This window comes from Amycolatopsis sp. NPDC003731, from assembly GCF_053586895.1.
This window is the reverse complement of sequence record NZ_JBSFNC010000023.1, coordinates 45,284-63,694: the sequence shown is the minus strand read 5'-3', so window position 1 is coordinate 63,694 and position 18,411 is coordinate 45,284. Positions and strand designations below refer to the sequence as shown.

Annotated in this window: 20 protein-coding genes and 1 tRNA gene; 8 read left to right on the top strand and 13 right to left on the bottom strand. The window is 71.1% G+C overall.

The window, feature by feature from the left end; all coding sequences use genetic code 11:
* Window positions 1-10: 10 nt before the first annotated feature.
* The 5 genes from ACWDN5_RS12675 to ACWDN5_RS12655 all read right to left on the bottom strand — a co-directional run bounded on the left by ACWDN5_RS12675 (window position 11) and on the right by ACWDN5_RS12655 (window position 1,834).
* Complete coding sequence (locus tag ACWDN5_RS12675) at window positions 11-487, bottom strand: hypothetical protein (protein ID WP_449676355.1); 477 nt, start codon at window positions 485-487, stop codon at window positions 11-13.
* A gap of 55 nt (window positions 488-542) precedes the next feature.
* Window positions 543-630, bottom strand: a tRNA-Ser gene (locus tag ACWDN5_RS12670).
* Between the two features lie 33 nt (window positions 631-663).
* Entirely contained in the window at window positions 664-879 is a 216-nt protein-coding gene (locus ACWDN5_RS12665; protein WP_449676354.1) for a CsbD family protein, read from the bottom strand.
* 20 nt (window positions 880-899) lie between these two features.
* Window positions 900-1,328, bottom strand: a complete 429-nt coding sequence (locus tag ACWDN5_RS12660) for a nucleoside deaminase (protein WP_449676353.1) — start codon at window positions 1,326-1,328, stop codon at window positions 900-902.
* A 23-nt stretch (window positions 1,329-1,351) separates the two neighbouring features.
* Complete coding sequence (locus ACWDN5_RS12655; RefSeq protein WP_206789346.1) at window positions 1,352-1,834, bottom strand: tRNA adenosine deaminase-associated protein; 483 nt, start codon at window positions 1,832-1,834, stop codon at window positions 1,352-1,354.
* 77 nt (window positions 1,835-1,911) lie between these two features.
* Here ACWDN5_RS12655 and ACWDN5_RS12650 point away from each other — a divergent pair, with 77 nt between their 5' ends.
* Window positions 1,912-3,141: a M20 metallopeptidase family protein gene (locus ACWDN5_RS12650; protein ID WP_449676351.1), complete on the top strand. Its 1,230-nt coding sequence runs from the start codon at window positions 1,912-1,914 to the stop codon at window positions 3,139-3,141.
* On the opposite strand, the gene ACWDN5_RS12645 is transcribed toward ACWDN5_RS12650, so the two are convergent.
* Entirely contained in the window at window positions 3,138-5,087 is a 1,950-nt protein-coding gene (locus tag ACWDN5_RS12645) for a phosphocholine-specific phospholipase C (RefSeq protein WP_449676349.1), read from the bottom strand. The two genes, ACWDN5_RS12650 and ACWDN5_RS12645, sit on opposite strands and share 4 nt — an antisense overlap.
* An 87-nt stretch (window positions 5,088-5,174) precedes the next feature.
* Between ACWDN5_RS12645 and ACWDN5_RS12640 the strand changes: the two genes are divergently transcribed.
* The 4 genes from ACWDN5_RS12640 to thrS all read left to right on the top strand — a co-directional run bounded on the left by ACWDN5_RS12640 (window position 5,175) and on the right by thrS (window position 8,119).
* Window positions 5,175-5,534 carry a VOC family protein gene (locus tag ACWDN5_RS12640; RefSeq protein WP_449676348.1) on the top strand — a complete coding sequence of 120 codons (360 nt, stop codon included), beginning with the start codon at window positions 5,175-5,177 and terminating at the stop codon, window positions 5,532-5,534.
* Window positions 5,535-5,559: 25 nt separating this feature from the next.
* Complete coding sequence (locus tag ACWDN5_RS12635; RefSeq protein WP_449676346.1) at window positions 5,560-6,027, top strand: heme-degrading domain-containing protein; 468 nt, start codon at window positions 5,560-5,562, stop codon at window positions 6,025-6,027.
* A 76-nt stretch (window positions 6,028-6,103) separates the two neighbouring features.
* Window positions 6,104-6,736 (top strand): dihydrofolate reductase family protein, encoded by a 633-nt coding sequence (locus ACWDN5_RS12630; RefSeq protein ID WP_310969381.1) that lies wholly within the window; start codon window positions 6,104-6,106, stop codon window positions 6,734-6,736.
* A 114-nt stretch (window positions 6,737-6,850) separates the two neighbouring features.
* The gene (gene thrS, locus ACWDN5_RS12625) at window positions 6,851-8,119 is read left to right on the top strand and encodes a threonine--tRNA ligase (RefSeq protein WP_449676344.1); all 1,269 of its coding nucleotides are present in this window, start codon (window positions 6,851-6,853) and stop codon (window positions 8,117-8,119) included.
* Here the strand turns inward: thrS and ACWDN5_RS12620 are convergent.
* The 6 genes from ACWDN5_RS12620 to ACWDN5_RS12595 form a co-directional block, all read right to left on the bottom strand.
* A complete protein-coding gene (locus ACWDN5_RS12620; RefSeq protein ID WP_449676343.1) occupies window positions 8,049-9,053 on the bottom strand; it encodes a MerR family transcriptional regulator in 1,005 nt (334 codons plus the stop codon). The genes thrS and ACWDN5_RS12620 overlap by 71 nt on opposite strands.
* A 113-nt stretch (window positions 9,054-9,166) precedes the next feature.
* Window positions 9,167-9,994, bottom strand: a complete 828-nt coding sequence (locus ACWDN5_RS12615; protein WP_310969386.1) for an ABC transporter permease — start codon at window positions 9,992-9,994, stop codon at window positions 9,167-9,169.
* Window positions 9,991-10,884 carry an ABC transporter permease gene (locus tag ACWDN5_RS12610; RefSeq protein ID WP_449676341.1) on the bottom strand — a complete coding sequence of 298 codons (894 nt, stop codon included), beginning with the start codon at window positions 10,882-10,884 and terminating at the stop codon, window positions 9,991-9,993. Before ACWDN5_RS12610 ends, ACWDN5_RS12615 begins: the two co-directional genes overlap by 4 nt.
* Window positions 10,881-11,291, bottom strand: coding sequence for a hypothetical protein (locus tag ACWDN5_RS12605; RefSeq protein WP_449676340.1), 411 nt, complete (start codon window positions 11,289-11,291; stop codon window positions 10,881-10,883). The genes ACWDN5_RS12610 and ACWDN5_RS12605 overlap by 4 nt, the downstream gene beginning before the upstream one ends.
* Window positions 11,288-12,331, bottom strand: a complete 1,044-nt coding sequence (locus ACWDN5_RS12600; RefSeq protein ID WP_449676339.1) for an ABC transporter ATP-binding protein — start codon at window positions 12,329-12,331, stop codon at window positions 11,288-11,290. The genes ACWDN5_RS12605 and ACWDN5_RS12600 overlap by 4 nt, the downstream gene beginning before the upstream one ends.
* Window positions 12,328-13,554 carry an extracellular solute-binding protein gene (locus ACWDN5_RS12595; protein ID WP_310969393.1) on the bottom strand — a complete coding sequence of 409 codons (1,227 nt, stop codon included), beginning with the start codon at window positions 13,552-13,554 and terminating at the stop codon, window positions 12,328-12,330. The genes ACWDN5_RS12600 and ACWDN5_RS12595 overlap by 4 nt, the downstream gene beginning before the upstream one ends.
* A 62-nt stretch (window positions 13,555-13,616) precedes the next feature.
* Between ACWDN5_RS12595 and ACWDN5_RS12590 the strand changes: the two genes are divergently transcribed.
* The 3 genes from ACWDN5_RS12590 (at window position 13,617) to lysA (ending at window position 16,707) form a co-directional block, all read left to right on the top strand.
* On the top strand, window positions 13,617-14,321 hold the full coding sequence (locus ACWDN5_RS12590; protein WP_310969684.1) for a GntR family transcriptional regulator: 705 nt from the start codon (window positions 13,617-13,619) through the stop codon (window positions 14,319-14,321).
* The gene (locus ACWDN5_RS12585; protein ID WP_449676337.1) at window positions 14,318-15,223 is read left to right on the top strand and encodes a dihydrodipicolinate synthase family protein; all 906 of its coding nucleotides are present in this window, start codon (window positions 14,318-14,320) and stop codon (window positions 15,221-15,223) included. Before ACWDN5_RS12590 ends, ACWDN5_RS12585 begins: the two co-directional genes overlap by 4 nt.
* A gap of 140 nt (window positions 15,224-15,363) precedes the next feature.
* Window positions 15,364-16,707 carry a diaminopimelate decarboxylase gene (gene lysA / locus ACWDN5_RS12580; protein ID WP_449676335.1) on the top strand — a complete coding sequence of 448 codons (1,344 nt, stop codon included), beginning with the start codon at window positions 15,364-15,366 and terminating at the stop codon, window positions 16,705-16,707.
* Here lysA and ACWDN5_RS12575 read toward each other — a convergent pair.
* Window positions 16,685-18,235 carry an APC family permease gene (locus ACWDN5_RS12575; RefSeq protein WP_449676333.1) on the bottom strand — a complete coding sequence of 517 codons (1,551 nt, stop codon included), beginning with the start codon at window positions 18,233-18,235 and terminating at the stop codon, window positions 16,685-16,687. The two genes, lysA and ACWDN5_RS12575, sit on opposite strands and share 23 nt — an antisense overlap.
* Between the last annotated feature and the right edge of the window lie 176 nt (window positions 18,236-18,411).

The following is an 18,411-nucleotide window of genomic DNA, read 5'->3' as shown; positions in this document are numbered from 1 at the left end:
CGGTCACACTTCAAGAGCCCTTCAAGTCAAGCGGACGGCTCAGCTCATCCCGCGCCGCGTCGAGGAAGGCGACCTTCGGGCCCCGGAGGTGGTCCCACATCGTGCCTTCGCCGGGCTTCTGCCAGATGACGTGGTCCAGCGCCTTCACGTAGGCGCGGGCCAGGCCGTGCAGGTCCGAGGCGAACAGGACGTGGATCATCCGTTCGCACACCCACAGCTCGTCGACGACATCGAGAGCGGCCGTCTTCCACGAATCATCGTCGTCATCCCGATCCTCGGCGGCCCGCTCGGCCTGCTGGGCGACGCGGATGAACTGGCGCAACAGGTCCAGCTGCTCCTCACGCCGCTTCTCGACGCGCTCGGCGGCCAGCCGCCGCCGCTCACTGCGCTCGTTGCGCCGTTGCACGGTGGTCTGCACCAGGTACGAAAGGCCACCACCGAGCACCACGCCGATCAGGGAGAGGACCGCGAGCCACACCTGCGTCATGCGCATTTCATAGCAAAACGCCCGGCGCCTTCGAGAGGCACCGGGCGTTCAGGAGCGGTGGCGGTGGGATTTGAACCCACGGACGGGGATTAGCCGTCACACGATTTCGAGTCGTGCTCCTTCGGCCGCTCGGACACGCCACCGCGAAGAACAATACCCGAGGGCCGATGCCGGTCTCACCTGGGGTCGACCGGCCGCCCGCCGCGCAGCCTGACCTGCGCCTCCCGTACCGCGCGCGTGGCCCGGCGGCGGACGTCGGACGCCGTTGAACGGAGCTGGGCCGAGCGCCGCTGGGCGCGACCCGATGCCTCCAGACGGCGGTTGCCGGTCGCCAGGCCGGCCTTCTCGCGAGCGCTGCCCACTGCCTGCTGGATCCGGTGCTTCATCGTCATACCGGAGGAGTACCCAAAACTCAGCGGCGCGTAGCGAAGTACGTCTCCAAAAGCCCGGCGCACTCGTCGACCAGGACGCCTCCGTGCACTTCAGGCCGGTGGTTGAGACGACGGTCACGCACGACGTCCCACAGCGACCCCACCGCGCCCGTCTTCGGCTCCCACGCCCCGAACACCAGCCGGGCGATGCGGGCCAGCACCAGCGCGCCCGCGCACATCGTGCACGGCTCCAGCGTCACCGCCAGCGTGCAGCCCTCGAGCCGCCAGCCGTCGCCCACCACCTGGGCCGCCGCGCGCAGGGCGAGGATCTCCGCGTGCGCTGTCGGGTCGCCCAGCTCGACGCGGGCGTTGCGCGCCGCCGCCAGGGGCACGCCGTCGGGGCCGAACACGACCGCCCCGATCGGCACGTCCGCGCCGGGGGCGCGCGCCGCTTCCAGCGCGGCCTCCACGGCCTCGGTGTCGGACGGGCGTCTCAGAGCTCGTCCAGGAGCTTGGCGAACTCGCTGCCGAACCCGCAGCGCTGCGCGACCATCTGCAGCTGCTCGTCCGGGTACAGGTCGACCTCGCCGACGATGACCTCCAGCTCCGGCCCGGGCAGCCCGAGATCGGCGAGGATCTCCAGGTCGCCCTCGGGCCAGACGGAGTCGTCCTCCTCGTCCGGCGGGTCGACGCGCAGGACGTCGAGGACGTCCGCCGCGATGTCGTAGTCCAGCGCCGCCGCCGCGTCCGAAAGCAGCAACGACGGCCCCCGCGGGCTCGGCCGGACGATCACGAAGAACTCGTCGTCGACCGCCAGCAGCCCGAAGCTCGCGCCGGTGGAACGTAGTTTGCCCAGTTCAGTGATCGCTGCGTCCAGCTCGGTCAACGCCCCCGGGTCGAGCGCACTGCACCGCCACCGACCGTCTTCCCGGACCACAGCCACCGCGAAGCCCGTGACCGGCTCATCCACCGCCATGCGCACACCGTATTCCGCCGGTCGGTCCGGCGCACGCACGGTGCGCCCGAAGCGCCGCATGGGGCACTATCGGGACCATGACCGGCCCCACTGACCTGCCCACCTTGCCCGGCACGCCGTTCGCCGGGCTCCTCGACGACGCGCGGGCGCTGCAAGACCGCACGGTCGCCCTCCGGCGGGCCGTGCACCGCCACCCGGAACAGGGCCTCCACCTGCCGCGCACGCAGGCGGCGATCCGCGAGGCCCTCGACGGCCTGCCGCTCGAGATCACCGAGGGCAGGGCCACGACGTCGCTGACGGCCGTCCTGCGCGGCGCGCGGCCCGGTCCGGCGGTGCTGCTGCGCGGCGACATGGACGCCCTGCCGCTGACCGAGGAGACCGGCCTCGAGTTCGCGTCGGAGGACCCGGAGTCGATGCACGCGTGCGGGCACGACACGCACGTCGCGATGCTGGCTTCGGCGGCGCGGCTGCTCGCGGAGCGCCGGGACCAGCTGGCCGGGTCGGTCGTGTTCATGTTCCAGCCGGGCGAGGAGGGCCACCACGGCGCCCGGTTCATGATCCACGAGGGCGTGCTCGACGCGGCCGGCCCGCGGGTGCAGCGCGCGTTCGGCGTGCACATCCTCGCCAACGCGCGCAGCGGGCTGCTGCAGCTGCGGCCCGGCCCGCTGATGGCGTCGGCGGACTCGTTCCACGTGCGCGTCACCGGCAAGGGCGGCCACGGCTCGGCGCCGCAGCACACGATCGACCCGGTGCCGGCCGCCGCCGCGATGGTCGGGGCGCTGCACACGATGATCACGCGCCGGGTCAGCGTGTTCGACCCCGCGGTGCTCTCGGTGACCCGCATCCAGGCTGGCACGACGTCGAACATCATCCCGGAGACCGCCGAGCTCGAGGGCACCATCCGCACGCTGTCCGAGCACACGCGCGCGCTGGTCCGGGCCGAGCTGCCGAAGGTGTGCGAGCAGGTCGGCGCGGCCTACGGCTGCCGCGTGGTCGCCGACGTCGAGCCGGGCTACCCGGTGACGGTGAACGACGACCGGGTCGCCGCCGAAGTCCTGGCACTCGGCGCGGAGGTGCTCGGGCCGGAGAACGTCGAACTGCTCGCCGACCCGCTGATGGGCGCGGAGGACTTTTCCTACGTCCTGCAACGCGTCCCCGGCGCGTACGCGTTCCTCGGCGCGTGCCCGCCCGGCGTCGACCCCGCCGAAGCGGCGGCGAACCACTCCAACCGCGTGCTCTTCGACGAGGACGCGATGCCTCACGGCGTCGCGATGCTCGCCGCCTTCGCGCTCGACGCCCTCCGCTAGGGCCCGGTCCGCGACGGGCGGCCGTCCTCCAGGTGCCCGGCGAAGCGGCGGCGCCACCCCGGCGTCTCGAACGTGACGTCGTACCAGCCGTTGCTCGTCGCCACCGGGAAGTCGTGCGTGCCGCCCGGCGGGAGGGTGACGTCGTGCAGCGTGACCGGCGCCGGCCCGTTGTTGGTCACGGTGACCCGCAGCGCGGGCGTGTCGAGGAACGTGACGGACGCGTCGAGGCCCACGCCGCCCGAAGCCTCGACGACGAAGCCGTTCGGGCCGTGGATGGCGATGTCGTACGTGCCGCTGTGCGCGACCTCGCCGGCTGTGGAGGCGCCGGGGCCGACGTCGAAGCGTTGCGACGTCCCGCCCGCGTGGTAGGCGTACGCGGCCAGCTGCAGAGCCTGCGTCCCGTGGTTGGTCAGGTGCAGTTTGAGGGCCTTCGCCTCAACCGTGGCCCAGGCGAGCGGCTGGTACGGCAGCGGGCGCGCCTTCGCCGTGCCGGGGTCCTGCACCAGCGCGGCCGGCCCCAGCCCCGGCTTCGGGAGGCGTCGCTGCGTGCGGTCGGCTTCGGCGCGCAACGCGTCCGCGTCCGGCAGCAGCGGGATGGTCGTGTCGGGCGCGCGGAAGTCGAAACAGCTGGTCAGGTCGCCGCAGATGGCCCGGCGCCAGGCCGAGATGTTCGGCTCGCGCACACCGGTCCAGGTCTCCAGGAAGCGCAACACCGACGTGTGGTCGAAGACCTGCGAGTTCACCCAGCCGCCGCGGCTCCACGGCGAAACGACGGTCATCGGCACGCGCGGGCCCAGCCCGATCGGGACGGGCGGCCCGGACGGCTCGCCTTTCTCCGGCCGGTTGCCCGGCAGGTACTCGCCGGGGGTGCCGGGCGGCGGCGTCGGCGGGACGACGTGGTCGAAGAAGCCGTCGTTTTCGTCGTAGTTGATGAAGACGACAGTCGATTCCCACAGCTCAGGCTTGTCCCACAACGCCTTCAGCATGCGCTGGATGTAGGCGGCACCGTCGACCGGCCGCGCGGCCGGGTGCTCGCAGTAGCCGTACGGGGCCACCACCCAGGACACCGCGGGCAACGTCCCGGCCGCGCAGTCGGCGAGGAACTCGGCCAGCACGTGGTCGAGGTCCTTGCCCTTCCCCGAGTCGGGTTTGAGCTTCTTGCGCAGGTTCCCGCGCTCGGCCAGCCGGCGTTTGACGGGGTCCATCGAGTACAGCGCGTCGTGGAAGTTCTGGAACAGCCAGAGCGGGTTGTCGCCGTAGTCGCCGACGAAGTGCTCGGGGACGCCGCGTTCCTCGTCGTTCGCGTAGATCCGCCACGTGATGCCCGCGGCCTCGAGGCGCTCGGGGTAGGTCGTCCAGCGGAAGGAGGGCTCGTAGTCGGGCGCGTTGTGCGTCGCGGGGCCACCGGCGAGGCCGTCCGGGTCGATCGTGCCGGTCCAGTGGTAGAGCCGGTTGGGGTGCGTCGGGCCCTGGATCGAGCAGAAGTAGTGGTCGCACAGGGTGAACGCGCTGGCCAGCGCGTGCTGGAACGGCAGGTCGTCGCGCGTGAAGTACCCCATCGTCATGGGGCTCTTCGCCGCGATCCAGCGGTCGTACCCGCCGCCGTTCCACGCGCGGTGCGTGCTGTTCCAGTCGTGCGGCAGCTCGCCGAGGTCCTGACCGTCCACAATGGACGTGTCGATCCGGAACGGCAGCACCGGCCCGCCCTTGTCGCCGCGCTGGTGGAAGACGTCGCGCAGGGCCGCGCGGTCGCCGAAGCCGCGGACACCGGCCATCGTGCCGTAGTAGTGGTCGAACGACCGGTTCTCCTGCATGAGCACGACGACGTGGCGGACGTCGTCGATCGTGCCCGTCCGCGGCGCCGGGGCGCAGGCGACCGGCAGCGTGCCGGCGACGGTGGCCGCGGCCGCGCCGCCCAGCACCGTGCGCCGACGGATCCGGCCCATGCCCACCTCCTCGTCCCCCGGTCGCGGCTCGGCCGGAGGGGTACGTTCGCCACCGAGAGAGGTGAAGCCATGCTCAACTCAGCGGAATTGGTCGCCTTCGCACCGTCGACCGACCTCGATCGCTCACGCGCCTTCTACACGGATGTCATCGGGCTCGAGTTCATCAAGCAAACCCCCTTCGCGTGCGTGTTGCGCAGTGGCGCGACCCTGCTGCGCGTCACCGCCGTCGCCGAGTTCACGCCGCAGCCGTTCACGGTGCTCGGCTGGGCTGTCGCCGACATCCGGGCCGCGGTGGCCGGGCTGCGCGGCCGTGGCGTCGAGTTCCTCACCTACGCCACGCTGCCACAGGACACCGACAAAATCTGGACCACGCCGGGCGGCCGGATCGCCTGGTTCCCCGATCCGGACGGCAACGTGCTGTCGCTGACCGAGTTCGCTGGCAATTAAACAACAGTGTTGATTTAATAGCCTCATGATCGAAGCCGACCGCCTCGCCCAGCTCGCCGAGCAGGAGGAACGCCTCCAGTTCACGAAGTTCGACAACGAGACCGCCCTGGCCCTCGGCCAGCAGCTGCTGACGGCCGCCCGGGACCGCGGGCTGCCGGTGACGATCTCGATCCGGCGCAACGGCCAGCGGCTCTTCCACGCCGCGCTGCCCGGGACGTCGGCCGACAACGACGCCTGGATCGACCGCAAGAGCCGCGTCGTCGACCGCTACGGCCGCAGCTCCTTCTACATCGGGACGCAGTTCCGCTCGAAGGGCGGCTCGTTCGAGGAGCATTCCCGCCTCGACCGGGACCTCTACGCGGCCCACGGCGGCGTCTTCCCGGTGCTGGTCCGCGGGGTGGGGCCGGTCGGCACGGTCGGCGTCTCCGGGCTCCCGCAGGCCGACGACCACGCGTTCGTCGTCGAGCAGCTGGAGCTGTTCCTGAGCTCCTGAAAATTTTCCGGGCGGTTTGTCGATCCGAGGGTGCCCCGTCCGACGGGACAGGCAGGGCCGACCCGAAGGAGACACCATGGGCAAACTCACCGTGACGACGTTCCTCACCCTCGACGGCGTCTACCAGGCACCGGGAGGTGAGGAAGAGGACACTTCCGGCGGCTTCGACCTGGGCGGCTGGGTCAAGCCGTACTACGAGGAGGACATGGGCCGGTTCGTCGCGGAGTGGTTCACCCGCGCGGACGCCTTCCTGCTCGGACGGCGGACGTACGAGATCTTCGCCGCGCACTGGCCGAAGGTCACCGACCCCGCCGACCCGGTCGCGTCCGGGCTCAACACCCTGCCGAAGTACGTGGCGTCGCGGACCATGGCGGACCCGTCGTGGGCCAACACGTCCATCGTGGATGGTGAGGTCGTCGGGTTCGTCCGCGAACTCAAGGCCCGGCTGGACGGCGAACTCCAGGTCCACGGGAGCGGCGACCTGCTGCAGACGCTGATCGCGCACGACCTGGTGGACGAGTACCGCCTGTGGCTGTACCCGATCGTGCTGGGCAAGGGCCGCCGGCTCTTCCCGGACGGCGTGGTGCCCAAGGCGTTCGAGCACGTCGAAACCCGGCAGACCGCCGCGGGCGTGAACGTGCTCGTGCTGCGACCCGCCGGGAAACCGCGGTTCGACACGTTCCGGCTGCCGGAGGATCAAAAGTATTGACCGCGGCTGCTAACGTCGATCCCATGAAGCGCGCTGCAGTGACGACGACGCCGAGGAGTGTCCCGGCGCGCTGAACGACGTTTCGAGCCCGGGGCGGGTGCCCCGGGCTTCGTCTTGTGGTCTCCCGCCTCGCCGTCCACGAGGGAGTCCACCATGCCCGACCACCGCAAGCTCGGCCGCGAACTCGGCCTGTTCGGCACCGATCCGCTGATCGGCGCCGGCCTGCCCTACTGGCTGCCCGACGGCGCGATCGTCCGCCACAGCCTCGAGGAGTACGTCCACGCCCTCGAACGGCGCGCGGGCTACCGGCACGTCCATTCGCCGGTGCTGGGCAAACGCGAGCTGTACGAGATTTCCGGGCACTGGTCGCACTACCGCGACGACATGTACCCGCCGATGGACGTCGGCGGCGAGCAGCTCGTGCTGCGCCCGAGCCTGTGCCCGCACCACGCGCTGATCTACCGTTCGCGCGGCCGCAGCCACCGCGAGCTGCCGCTGCGGCTCGCGGAAATCGGCGGCATGTACCGCAGCGAGCCGTCCGGCGTGCTCGGCGGGCTGTCCCGGGTACGCGCGATCCAGCTCAACGACGCCCACGTGTTCTGCACCCTCGACCAGGTCGAAGCCGAGGCGGCCGCGGCGCTGGCCCTGATCCGGCAGGCGTACGACGCACTAGGCATCAGCCCGGCCCGCTACCGGCTCTCGCTGCCCGGCCCCGGCGGGAAGTACGTGCCCGGGAACTGGTCCGGCGCGGTGGACATCCTCCGTTCGGTCCTTGGTGACCTCCCGTACGACGAAAGCGAGGGCGAAGCGGCGTTCTACGGACCGAAGATCGACGTCCAGATCGCGGACGCCGCAGGCCGCGAATCGACCCTCTCCACCGTCCAGGTCGACTTCCACCAGCCCGCGCAGTTCGGCCTCGAGTACGTCGGCGCGGACGGGGCGAAGCACCGCCCGGTGATGGTGCACCGGAGCATCATCGGCAGCGTCGAGCGCGCGGTGGCCCAGCTGATCGAGGTCCACGGCGGCGCGTTCCCGGCCTGGCTCGCACCGGTGCAGCTCCGGCTCCTCCCGGTGTCCGCCGCGGAAGTGCCGCACGCGCGTGAGGTCCTGGACCGCTGCGACGACCTGCGGGCCGAGATCGCCGCGGACGGCAGCCTCGGCGCCCGGATCCGCGACGGTCGCCTGGTGCCGTTCCAAGCCGTGATCGGGCCGCAGGAGGTCGCCGCCGGGCAGCTATCCGTCCGGTTGCGCGACGGGAGCCGGGCTGACGCCCGACCGGTGGAGGACGCGCTGGCATCGATCGTCGAGTCGGTCAGGCTGCCATCGCCTCGGCCAGCCAGTCGAAGGCGGGAGCCAGGCTTTCCGGTGCCGCCCAGCCGTTGATCACCCCCAGTAGTTGTAGGTAGCGCTCGCGGCGCGGATCGTTGGCGACGCCGAGCCATTCCCGGAGCTCGCCGGGCTCGCGCCCCAGGCCGTCGACGATCGCCTTCGCCGCCGGTGACTTCGGCACGATCCCGGCCACGACGGCCGGGGTGACGGCCTCCCGCACCTCGGCCGCCAGGTCACGACGCAACCCGGGTTCGTGACTGTCCGCGAACCGGCGCAGGTTCGCGCGGAAGTCCGTGTCCCGCATCAGCGCCGCCAGCTCGAGCCACGCCTCGGCCTGCTCGGGGCTGGGGTGCTCGGGCAGGTCCGGGGTCAAGGTCCGGGCGATCCCCGCCAGCTCGAGGCGATCACCCAAGGCGTCGGCGAGGAAGTCACCGATCAGGCACTGCCGCTCCACTTCGGACAACAGGGCCCGCTGGTGCGCGAGATTCGCTTGGTGTGCGAGATCCGTTTCCGCGGGGGACGTCACCGAGGGCACGGAACTCGCATCCTCGCGACGCGAGCCACGATTCACCTCGCGCACGAGACTCGCCCCGTGCACCACACACGCTTCCTCCGGACGCGAGCCACGGTTCGCCTGGTGCACCAGCCCCGCTTCCTCAGGGCGCGAGCCACGGTTCGCCACTGCGTTCAGCACCTCCCTTCGCCGGCGCAGCACGCCGATCTGTACCTCCACCGCCGCGGCGTGCTCCGCCGCCACCTCCGCGACGGTGGTCTCGCCGTCGATCACCTGCCGGATCGTGGCAAGGTCGACACCGAGGTCGCGCAGCACACGGATGATGTCGAGCCGGGCGAGCGCGGCGTCGTCGTAACGGCGCTGGCCCGCGGTGTTGCGCCCGGACGGCGGCACAAGGCCGCGATCCGAGTAGAACCGGACGGCCTTGACCGTCAGCCCGGTCCGGTGGGCGAGTTCGCCGATGGAGTACCGCATGCCACCAGCGTGGCAGCTCCCCTCGGGGGAGGCGCAAGACCTGCAGGTTCGCTCGATCGTGTCGATCATGCGTTCGACTTTTCGCGGTAGAGTCGAACGCATGAGCGAACGAGTCAGGCCTCCTCCCGGATCCGGGTCACCAGCTGAGTCGGGTTCACGAACCGCAACGCAATGAGAAGGAGCACGAGCATGGAGGCGGTGTAGATGGTCGCCATGGCGTCGACGGACTGGTTGGCGCGGATGCCGGCGGCGAACACGGAGTTGTAGAGCGCCACCACGAGGGTCGTCGAGTCCGGGCCGGCGGTGAGGAACGTCAGCTCGAACATGCCGACCGTGCGCACCAGCACCAGGATCGACGCGGCCAGGATGCCCGGCAGCAGCAGCGGGCCGAGGATCCGGGTGAACACCGAGACGGTCCGCGCGCCGGACATGCGGGCCGCGGCCTCGATCTTCGGGTCGATCTGCTCGATGAACGGCGTCATCGTCAGCACGACGAACGGCACCGAGGGCACGAGGTTGGCGAGGATGACGCCGGTGATGGTGCCGGCCAGGTGGAACTTGTACAGCACGGTGGCCAGCGGGATGCCGTAGGTGATGGGAGGGATCAGGATCGGCAGCACGAACAGCAGCATCACCAGGCGCTTGCCGGGGAACGAGCGGCGGGCCAGCGCGTAGGCGGCCGGGACGCCGACGGCCACCGACACGGCGATCACCACGAGCGCGACGATCGCCGTCGTGAGGAGGACGTCGGAGAGGCCGAACTCGCGCCAGGCGTCGGCGTACCAATGGGTGGTGAAGCCGTCCGGGAGCCAGGTGCCGAACCACTGGGTGCCGAACGAGTCGACGACCACCGAGAGCACCACGCCCGCGAGGTTGACGAAGAAGAACGCGACGACGGTCCAGACGACCCAACGTCCGGGACGTGCGACCCAACCGGTCATCCCTTGCCTCCGGTCGCTCCGCGGTACAGCGTGCCGCGCCACGCCATGACCAGGCCGATCACGATCAGCATGACCACCGCCATGAGCATCGCGACGGCCGAGCCCATCGAGTAGTCGTACTCCTCGAACGCGGCGTGGTAGGCGGCGATCGAGATGACACGGGTCTCGTTCGCGGGGTCGCCGACGAGCTGCGCGCTCGGGAAGACCGAGAACGCCATGACGAACGAGAGGCAGAAGGTGATCGCCAGGCCGGGTGCCAGCAGGGGCAGCGTGATCCGCCGGAAGCGCTGGACGCCGTTCGCGCCGAGCGTGGCGGCCGCCTTTTCCAGGGACGGGTCGATACCCGACAGATAGGACAACGTCAGCAGGAAGGAGAACGGGAAGCCGGTGATCACCAGGGAGAGCAGCACGCCGGTGTAGTTGTGGATCAGCGGCAACGGCTGGTCGGTGACGCCGAGGACGGTGAGCACCTTGTTCAGCCAGCCCGCCGGCCCGCCGTACATGATCAGGCCCTGCGCGGTGAGCACCGTGCCGAGCGTGATCGGCACGACCAGGATCGTCGTCAGGAGGCGCTTGCCGCCGACGCGGCCGCGCATCACGTAGGCGATCGGGATGCTGGCGAGCACGTTGATGAAGGTGGCCGGGAGGGCGATGCCGAGCGTCGTCCAGATGGTGTTGCGCAGGTAGGGGTCGCCGAAGAACCGCGCGTAGTTCGCGAAGACGCCGCCCTTGCGCGGCGCGAACGACAGTTGGAGGCCGTAGAGGAAGGGGTACAGGAACAGGCAGGCGGTCACCAGCAGGCCGGGCACCAGGAGCAGCAGGGTGCGGTCGATGCCGCGTTCGGCGAGGCGGTGCCGCAGCGCCGGACGGGCACTCGCGACGGCGGTCATGGCGCGACCTCCCCACCGCGGGCGGCCGTGCTCGTGCCGACGACCACGGCGGCACCCGGCACTGCACCGCGGGCAACAACTGCCCGCGCGACGGCCACCATCACCGCGTGAGCCGCGGCGGCAACCACCATGGCCCCGCAGGCGACACCGCCCTGCGCAACGGGCACCAGCACCGCGGGCCCCTTCGCGGCGGGCACCACCACACCGCGAGCCGCGCCACTGCCCGCGACGGGCACCACCACCGCGGGCGCCTTCACGGCGGCCGTCACCACACCGCGAGCAGCGCCACAGCCCGCGACGGCCACCACCGCGCCGCCGGCAACATCGGCACTCGGCGGGCTGGCGGCGAAACCGCCGCGGCGCCCGGCGCCCACCCTCGGCGCGATCCCGGCGATCACGGCGATCACGGCGCGAACACCAGGACCCGCTCGGCGGGGACGCCGATCTTCGCCGTGTCACCCGGGGCGAGGCGCTTGTCGGTCCGGAAGTAGACCGGCACGCCCGTCGGCAGCCGGGCGGAGACCGACAGCTCGCGGCCGTGGTACTCGACGATCTCGACCGTGACGTCGAGGGCGTTCTCGGTGCCGTCGCCGATCACGAAGTCCTCCGGGCGGATCGCCACCTTCGCCGGGCCCTCCGTGAGCGTGCCGCGGCCGGTGAGGCGGACTCCCGCACCCTCCACGGTGACCGTGGAGCCGGCCGCCCCGGTCACCGTCACGTCGAGGAGGTTGCGGTAGCCCATGAAGGACGCGACGTAGCTGTTCACCGGCTGGGCGTACACCTCCTCGGGTGTGCCGACCTGCTGGACCGCGCCCTCGCGGAGCACCACCAGGCGGTCGGCCAGCGACAGGGCTTCCTCCTGGTCGTGGGTGACGTACACCGTGGTCAGGCCGAGCGTCTGGTGGAGGCGGCGGATCTCCATCCGCATCTCGAGCCGGAGCTTGGCGTCCAAATTGGACAACGGCTCGTCCATCAGGACGACCGGCGGCTCCAGCACGACGGCGCGGGCGATGGCGACGCGCTGCTGCTGGCCGCCGGAAAGCTGCGCGGGGAACTTCGCCGCGTGCTCGGTCAGCTGCACCAGGCGCAGCGCCTCGTCGACCCGCCGCCGGGCTTCGGCGCGGCCGACCTTGCGCATCTTGAGGCCGAAGCCGACGTTCGCGCGGACGGACATGTGCGGGAACAGCGCGTAGTTCTGGAACACCATCCCGAACCCGCGCTGCTCCGGCGGCTGCCCGTCGATGCGGGTGTCGTCGAGCCAGATGCTGCCCGCGGTCAAGGGCAGCAGGCCGGCCAGGCAGTTGAGCGCCGTCGACTTGCCGCAGCCGGACGGGCCGAGCAGGGCCACGAACTCGCCCCTGGGAATCGCGAGGTCGAGGCCGCGCAGGGCGTTCGCGGTGCCGAAGCTGCGCGAGACGCCGTCCAGCCGCAGCCGCCCGAACGTCACTTCTTGCCGACCTTCGAGCCGCCGACCAGCTGGTTCCACTTGTCGAACGCCTTGACCTGCTGCTCGGCCGGCAGCGACGTCTCCTTGGGGTACTGCGCGATCCACTGCTCGTACTCCGGGCGGCCGAACTGCCGAATGGTGTCCTGGCTCTTCTGGGGCGCCATCTGCAGGGTGACGTCCTTGACCGCCGGGCCGGGGTAGAAGTAGCCGTCGTCGTAGGCGATCGCCTGCTGGTCCGGCTTGAGCATCCACGCGACCAGTTGCAGGATCGCCGACTCCTGGTCGGGCGAAAGGCCCTTGGGGATCAGGGCGTACTGGGCGTCGGTGACCCAGTGCATCGGCTGCATGATCGCCGTCTTGACCGTGTTGGGCACGGTGCCGAGCTTGCGCGGGTTGATGTCCCACCCGGTCGTCGACATGATCATGTCCACCGAGCCGGACGCGAGGTTCTTCATCGTCTCCGTGGTGCCCGACGGGTAGTACTTCACGTACTTGCCGAGCTCCTGCAGGAACGCCCAGGTCTTGTCCCAGCCCTTTTCCGGGTCCTTCGGGTCCTTGTCGCCCAGCAGGTACGGCAGGCCCATCAGGAACGTCCGGCCCGGGCCGGAGTTCGACGGCTGGGCGTACTGGAACTTCTCCGGGTGCGCCTTCGCCCAGTCGAGCAGCTCCTGCGGGGACGCCGGGGCGGCGGGCACCGCGCCGGGGTTGAACTCCAGGAGCGGGCCCGACGGGTAGTACACCACCTCGATGCCGTAGCCGTTGGCCAGCTCCTGCATCTTGGCCGCGGGCTCGAGGTAGTTCTGCATCAGGTTGGGAAACCGGCTCGAGAAGTCCGGCAGGACCTTCGCCAGGGTGCCGTTCGCGATGCCGGCGGAGAGGCCGTCGGTGCCGCTGAGCACCAGGTGGGTCTGGGCGACGCCGCCGTCCTGCTCGGCCTTGAGCTTGCCCGCCATGCTCGGCGCGGGCGCCGTCGAATAGGTGACCTTCGCGAGGACTTCCGGGTGCGCGGCCTTGAAGTTCTCGATCATCTGCTTGGTCAGCTGCAGGTTGCCCGCGACGTCGAGGATGTTCAGCTCGACCGGCTTGCCCGGCTTGTCCGGCACGGCCTGGGGATCTGCCGCCTGGCCGCCGTCGCCACCGGGCGCGCCGCAGGCCGCCAGGCCCGCGGCGAGGCTCACCGCCAGCAACACTCGTCGGAATCGGAAGCCGGTGCAACGCTGCATGGCTGCTCCCTAGGTCCGTGATAATGTTGTATGTCGCATCGTATATCAGATCGGACATGCCAGTGGCGAGCACTTCTTCGGCCCGGAGGCCGCCGCCGCCCGTCTCGCGGACGGATTTCGTGCGCGACGCGATCAAGGAAGCGATCTTGAGCGGGGAGTTCGGGCCGGGCGAAACGCTCGTCGAAGCCGAGGTCGGCGCCCTGCTCGGGGTGTCGAAGACGCCGGTGCGCGAGGCCCTCCGGATCCTGGCCGGTTCCGGTTTGGTCACGATGAGCACGTACAAGGGCGCTGCGGTCCGGGTCATGGACGCCGAGAGCGCGTACGCGGTGTACGACCTGCGCGCGCTGCTGGAGCCCGAAGCCCTCCGGCGGGCCGTCGAACAGGGCGCGGACTTCGGGGAAGCGCGGCAGGTGCTGGCCGGGGTCGAGACCGGCGCGGCGGCCGGCGACCGGGCGAAGGCGAGCCTGGCCAACCGGCTGTTCCACCGCGCGCTCTACGCCGGCTGCGGGAACCCGCTGCTGGTCGAAGTCCTCGACGGGCTGCGCGACCAGGCCGCGCTGATCACCGTCACCGGCTGGGGCATCAGCCCCACCTGGCAGGGCGAAGCGGCCGAACACCGGGCGATCCTGAACGCCGCCGAGAGCGGCAACGCCCGGCAGGCCGAACACCTGCTGCGCAAGCACATCACCGATTTCATCGACCGGGTCGCCTTCGGGCTGCCCGGCGAACGCACCACCGAGACCGGCGATCCGAAGGGGGCCCGATGACGTTCGAGGAGCAGAGGCGGCGGCTGTCCGGGGTGGTGGCCATCCCGGTCACGCCGTTCGACGCCGAGGGCGCCGTCGACGGCCAGACGTACGCGAAGCTGGTGGACCGGCTGATCACCGGCGGCATCGAGGTCGTGACGCCGAACGGCAACACCGGCGAGTTCTACGCGCTCGACGCGAACGAAGCGCGGCACTGCCTGGAGGTCACCGTCGAAGCCGCAGCCGGCCGGGCCGGCGTGCTCGCCGGGATCGGTCACGACGTCGCCTCGGCGACGCGGGCGGCGGTGCACGCGCGCGAGGCCGGCGCGGACATGATCATGATCCACCAGCCGGTGCACCCGTACATCTCTGGCGACGGCTGGGTCGACTACCACGCGGCGATCGCCGCGGCGGTGCCGGAACTGGGCGTCGTGCTCTACGTCCGCAACCCGGCGATCACCGGCGATCAGCTGCACGCGCTCGGCGAGGTGGCGCCGAACGTCATCGGCGTGAAGTACGCGGTCCCGGACCCGGTGCGCTTCGGCTCGGTCGCCCGCGATGCCGGCTTCGACCGGTTCGTGTGGATCGCGGGCCTGGCGGAGCTCTCGGCGCCCGGCTACTTCGCCGTCGGCGCGACCGGCTTCACGTCCGGCCTGGTGAACGTCGACCCGGCGATCTCGCTGGAGATGTTCCACGCACTGTCCACTGGGGACTACCCGGCGGCGATGACCGTCTGGGAGCGGATCCGCCCGTTCGAGGAACTCCGGGCGGCCAACGGGAACGCGAACAACGTCAGCGTGGTCAAGGACGCCCTCGGGCAGCTGGGCCTGTGCCGCCCCGACGTCCGGCCCCCGAGCCGGCTGCTCACCGGACCCGAGCGGAAGCAGCTCTTCGGGCTGCTGTCGTCGTGGGGGCTGTCGTAGGTGACGCAAGTTACTGGCGCGTTAACAAGGAGTAAGCGGACAAACCAAAGCCGTCAGGACGGCATTCACGGGTGATCTCCGGGCCCGCCGGCGGCGGTGTCCTGGCGGAGTCCGATCCGCCGTGATGCCCGGAGGCACCCGTGACGCTCAGCGAGCTTCTTCCCAGCCTCGGCTGCGAAGCCGCCGATCACCTCGAGCCAGGAGTCTGGCCGCGAAGCACCCGACTCGGCGAAGACGGCGAGCTGCTCTTCGCCGGCGCCAAGGTCAGCCACCTCGCCGCCCGCTTCGGGACGCCGTCCTACCTCCTCGACGAACAGCAGGTCCGCGACACCGCGCGCGAGTACCGCGAAGCGCTGCCGGACGTCGAAGTCGCGTACGCGAGCAAGGCGCTCTGTACGCGAGCCGTACTGCGCTGGGTCGCCGAAGAGGGGTTGTCGCTCGACACCTGCTCCGCGGGTGAGATCGCCGTCGCGCGTTCGGTCGGCTTCCCCGCGGAACGCATGCTGCTGCACGGCAACGCGAAGACGCCCGAGGACCTGAAGGCCGCGCTCGGCTACGGCGTCCGGCGGATCGTCGTCGACTCGCTCGACGAGATCGAGCAGCTCGGCGCGCTCGCCCACGGCGCTCAGCAGGTGATGATCCGGGTGACGCCGGGCATCGCGGCCGGGGCGCACGCCGCCATCAGCACGGGCGCCGAAGGCCAGAAGTTCGGCTTCTCGCTGCTCGACGGCGTTCCCGACAACGTCGACGCCGCCGTCGAAGCCGTGAAGCGACAACCCGGGTTGCGACTCCAAGGCCTGCACTGCCACATCGGCTCGCAGGTGTCCCGGGTCGACCGGTACGAGGCGGCCGCCCGGCGGATGGCCGAAGTGCTCGTCCGGATCCGCGACACCCACGGCGTCACGCTGCGGGAGCTCGACCTCGGCGGCGGGCACGCGGTGCCGTACATCGGCGGCGAGCCCGCGTTCGACCTCGGCGGCTACTCACGGCGTCTGCGCGTGGCGCTGGCCTACGAATGCGCGGCGCACGGCTTCCCGCTGCCCCGCCTGACGATCGAGCCCGGCCGGGCGCTCGTCGGGCCGGCCGGGATCACCGTCTACCGCGTGTGCGCGGTCAAGCGCGGCAGTCGCACGTTCGTCGCGGTCGACGGCGGCATGAGCGACAACGCACGGCCGTCCCTCTACGGCGCCCGGTACACGACGCGCCTGGTGGGACGGCGGTCGAAGGCGCGGCGCGTCCCGATGACCGTGGTCGGCAGGCACTGCGAAGCCGGCGACATCCTCGCCGACGGCCTCAGCCTGCCCGCCGACCTGCACGCCGGCGACCTCCTGGCCGTGCCGTGCACCGGCGCCTACCACCACTCGCTGGCCTCGAACTACAACCAGGTCGGCCGCCCGCCGCTGGTCGGCGTGCGAGGCGGCGTCGCGACGCTGCTCGTGCGCCGCGAGACCGAGGAGGACCTCAGCCGGCGTGATCTGGGCTGACGATGCCGTCGCCGCCGCGCGGCACGAACCCGCGCGGCAAGCGGCGGCCGGCGAAGAAGTCGCGGCAGGCGCGGTGGACCGCGAACATCAGCGGCACCCCGAGCACGATCGACACGACGCCGATCACCGCGACACCGCCGATGCCGAACACCGTCGTCTCGCCGGCGTCCGGCCGCGCGTACTCGATCAGCGCGAACCCCAGCACCGCCAGGAAGAACACGCCACCGGTGAACGGCAGCAGCCCGCGCAACAGGAAGTTGCGCACGCTCGCGAAGAGCGTCCGGCGGAACACCCAGACGCAGGCGAGCGCCGCCATCGTGTACTCGATCGCGATGGTCAGCCCGACCGCGTCGACCGAGTCGGCCAGGACGTTGTCGCTGATCAGCGCCAGGAGGACGTACACCGCCAGCGACACCAGCCCGAACGCCCAGGTCGCCACGGTCGGCGTCCGGAACCGCGGGTGCACGCGCCCGAAGACGCGCGGGAGGGCGCCGTGGCTGGCCATCGACAACGTCGTGCGCGCCGCCGGCATGATCGTCGCTTGGCTGGTCGCCGCGCCGCTGGTCAGCACGGACACGATCAGCAGCACGCCCAGGACCTTGCCGCCTCCGCCGTCGCCGAACACCGCGCCGCCGAGACCGGCCAGGACATCCTCGGAGTTGGCCTCGTTCGCCAGGCCGATCCCGTCTTCGCCCACCCCGGCGAAGGCCAGCGCGGCGACCGTCACGAGCAGGTAGTTCAGCACCAGCAACACCGTCGACAGCACGGCCGCGCGGCCCGGTGCGTGCCGCGGATCCGCGGACTCCTCGTTGACCGACAGCGAGCTTTCCCAGCCCCAGTAGATGAACACCGCCAGCAGCACCGCCGAAACCGCGGTGCCGGCGGACACCCCGCCCGGCCACAGCCAGTCCAGCCGCGGCAGCGACGCCTGCGGACCGGCCGTGCCGTCGAAGACGCGGACCAGCGCGACGGCCGAGAAGAGCACCAAAACGGCGAGTTCCACGCCGAGCAGGATCCACTGCGCCCGCGCGGACACCTCGATCCCGCGGTAGCAGAGCCAGCACAGCGCCAGCAGCCAGGCGGCGCCGATCGCGGTCGTCACCCACCGGTTGCCCGCCGCGTCCGAGGCGCCGAACAGCAGCAGCGTGTACCGGCCGGTGAGCGCGGACTGGCTGCTCATCACCAGCAGCTGCGCGACCGTGACGACCCAGCCGGTGAACCACCCCGCGTGCGGGCCGAACGCACGCGCCGCCCAGGTGAAGTTGGTGCCGCAGTCGGGTTCCGCGGTGTTCAGCTCGCGGAAGGCGAAGGCGACGAACAGCACCGGCACGAACGAGAGCAGCACGAACGCGGCCGCCTTGAACCCGGTGCCGGCCAGGACGATCAGCCCGAGCGTGGCCGCGATGGAGTACGCCGGCGCCGTCGACGACATCCCGATGACCATCGACGACACCATGCCCAGCGCGCCGCCGCGCAGCCCCTTCGCGGGAACGGCGGGGGCGGCACCGAGCGCCACGGCCTCCGACATGCGTTGATCCTCCTGGCGTTGCTGGGGACGAGAGAGCCGCCAGACGGTACCTGCCGCGGCCCCGGGAGCGCGTCCAGCTGTGCGCGGGCGCACAAAACCGCCTCGGAAAGCCTCGTCAGTTTCGCTCTTGACCACCGAATCCTCGGCTGAGCGCGACGTGCACGTCGAATCGCGCG

Excerpts from the sequence above, each read along its gene's own strand:
- ACWDN5_RS12675 (WP_449676355.1), bottom strand. The coding sequence starts at position 487 with ATGACGCAGGTGTGGCTCGCGGTCCTCTCCCTGATCGGCGTGGTGCTC.
- ACWDN5_RS12665 (WP_449676354.1), bottom strand. The coding sequence starts at position 879 with ATGACGATGAAGCACCGGATCCAGCAGGCAGTGGGCAGCGCTCGCGAG.
- ACWDN5_RS12655 (WP_206789346.1), bottom strand. The coding sequence starts at position 1,834 with ATGGCGGTGGATGAGCCGGTCACGGGCTTCGCGGTGGCTGTGGTCCGG.
- ACWDN5_RS12650 (WP_449676351.1), top strand. The coding sequence starts at position 1,912 with ATGACCGGCCCCACTGACCTGCCCACCTTGCCCGGCACGCCGTTCGCC.
- ACWDN5_RS12645 (WP_449676349.1), bottom strand. The coding sequence starts at position 5,087 with ATGGGCCGGATCCGTCGGCGCACGGTGCTGGGCGGCGCGGCCGCGGCC.
- ACWDN5_RS12635 (WP_449676346.1), top strand. The coding sequence starts at position 5,560 with ATGATCGAAGCCGACCGCCTCGCCCAGCTCGCCGAGCAGGAGGAACGC.
- ACWDN5_RS12630 (WP_310969381.1), top strand. The coding sequence starts at position 6,104 with ATGGGCAAACTCACCGTGACGACGTTCCTCACCCTCGACGGCGTCTAC.
- ACWDN5_RS12620 (WP_449676343.1), bottom strand. The coding sequence starts at position 9,053 with ATGCGGTACTCCATCGGCGAACTCGCCCACCGGACCGGGCTGACGGTC.
- ACWDN5_RS12615 (WP_310969386.1), bottom strand. The coding sequence starts at position 9,994 with ATGACCGGTTGGGTCGCACGTCCCGGACGTTGGGTCGTCTGGACCGTC.
- ACWDN5_RS12610 (WP_449676341.1), bottom strand. The coding sequence starts at position 10,884 with ATGACCGCCGTCGCGAGTGCCCGTCCGGCGCTGCGGCACCGCCTCGCC.
- ACWDN5_RS12595 (WP_310969393.1), bottom strand. The coding sequence starts at position 13,554 with ATGCAGCGTTGCACCGGCTTCCGATTCCGACGAGTGTTGCTGGCGGTG.
- ACWDN5_RS12585 (WP_449676337.1), top strand. The coding sequence starts at position 14,318 with ATGACGTTCGAGGAGCAGAGGCGGCGGCTGTCCGGGGTGGTGGCCATC.
- ACWDN5_RS12575 (WP_449676333.1), bottom strand. The coding sequence starts at position 18,235 with ATGTCGGAGGCCGTGGCGCTCGGTGCCGCCCCCGCCGTTCCCGCGAAG.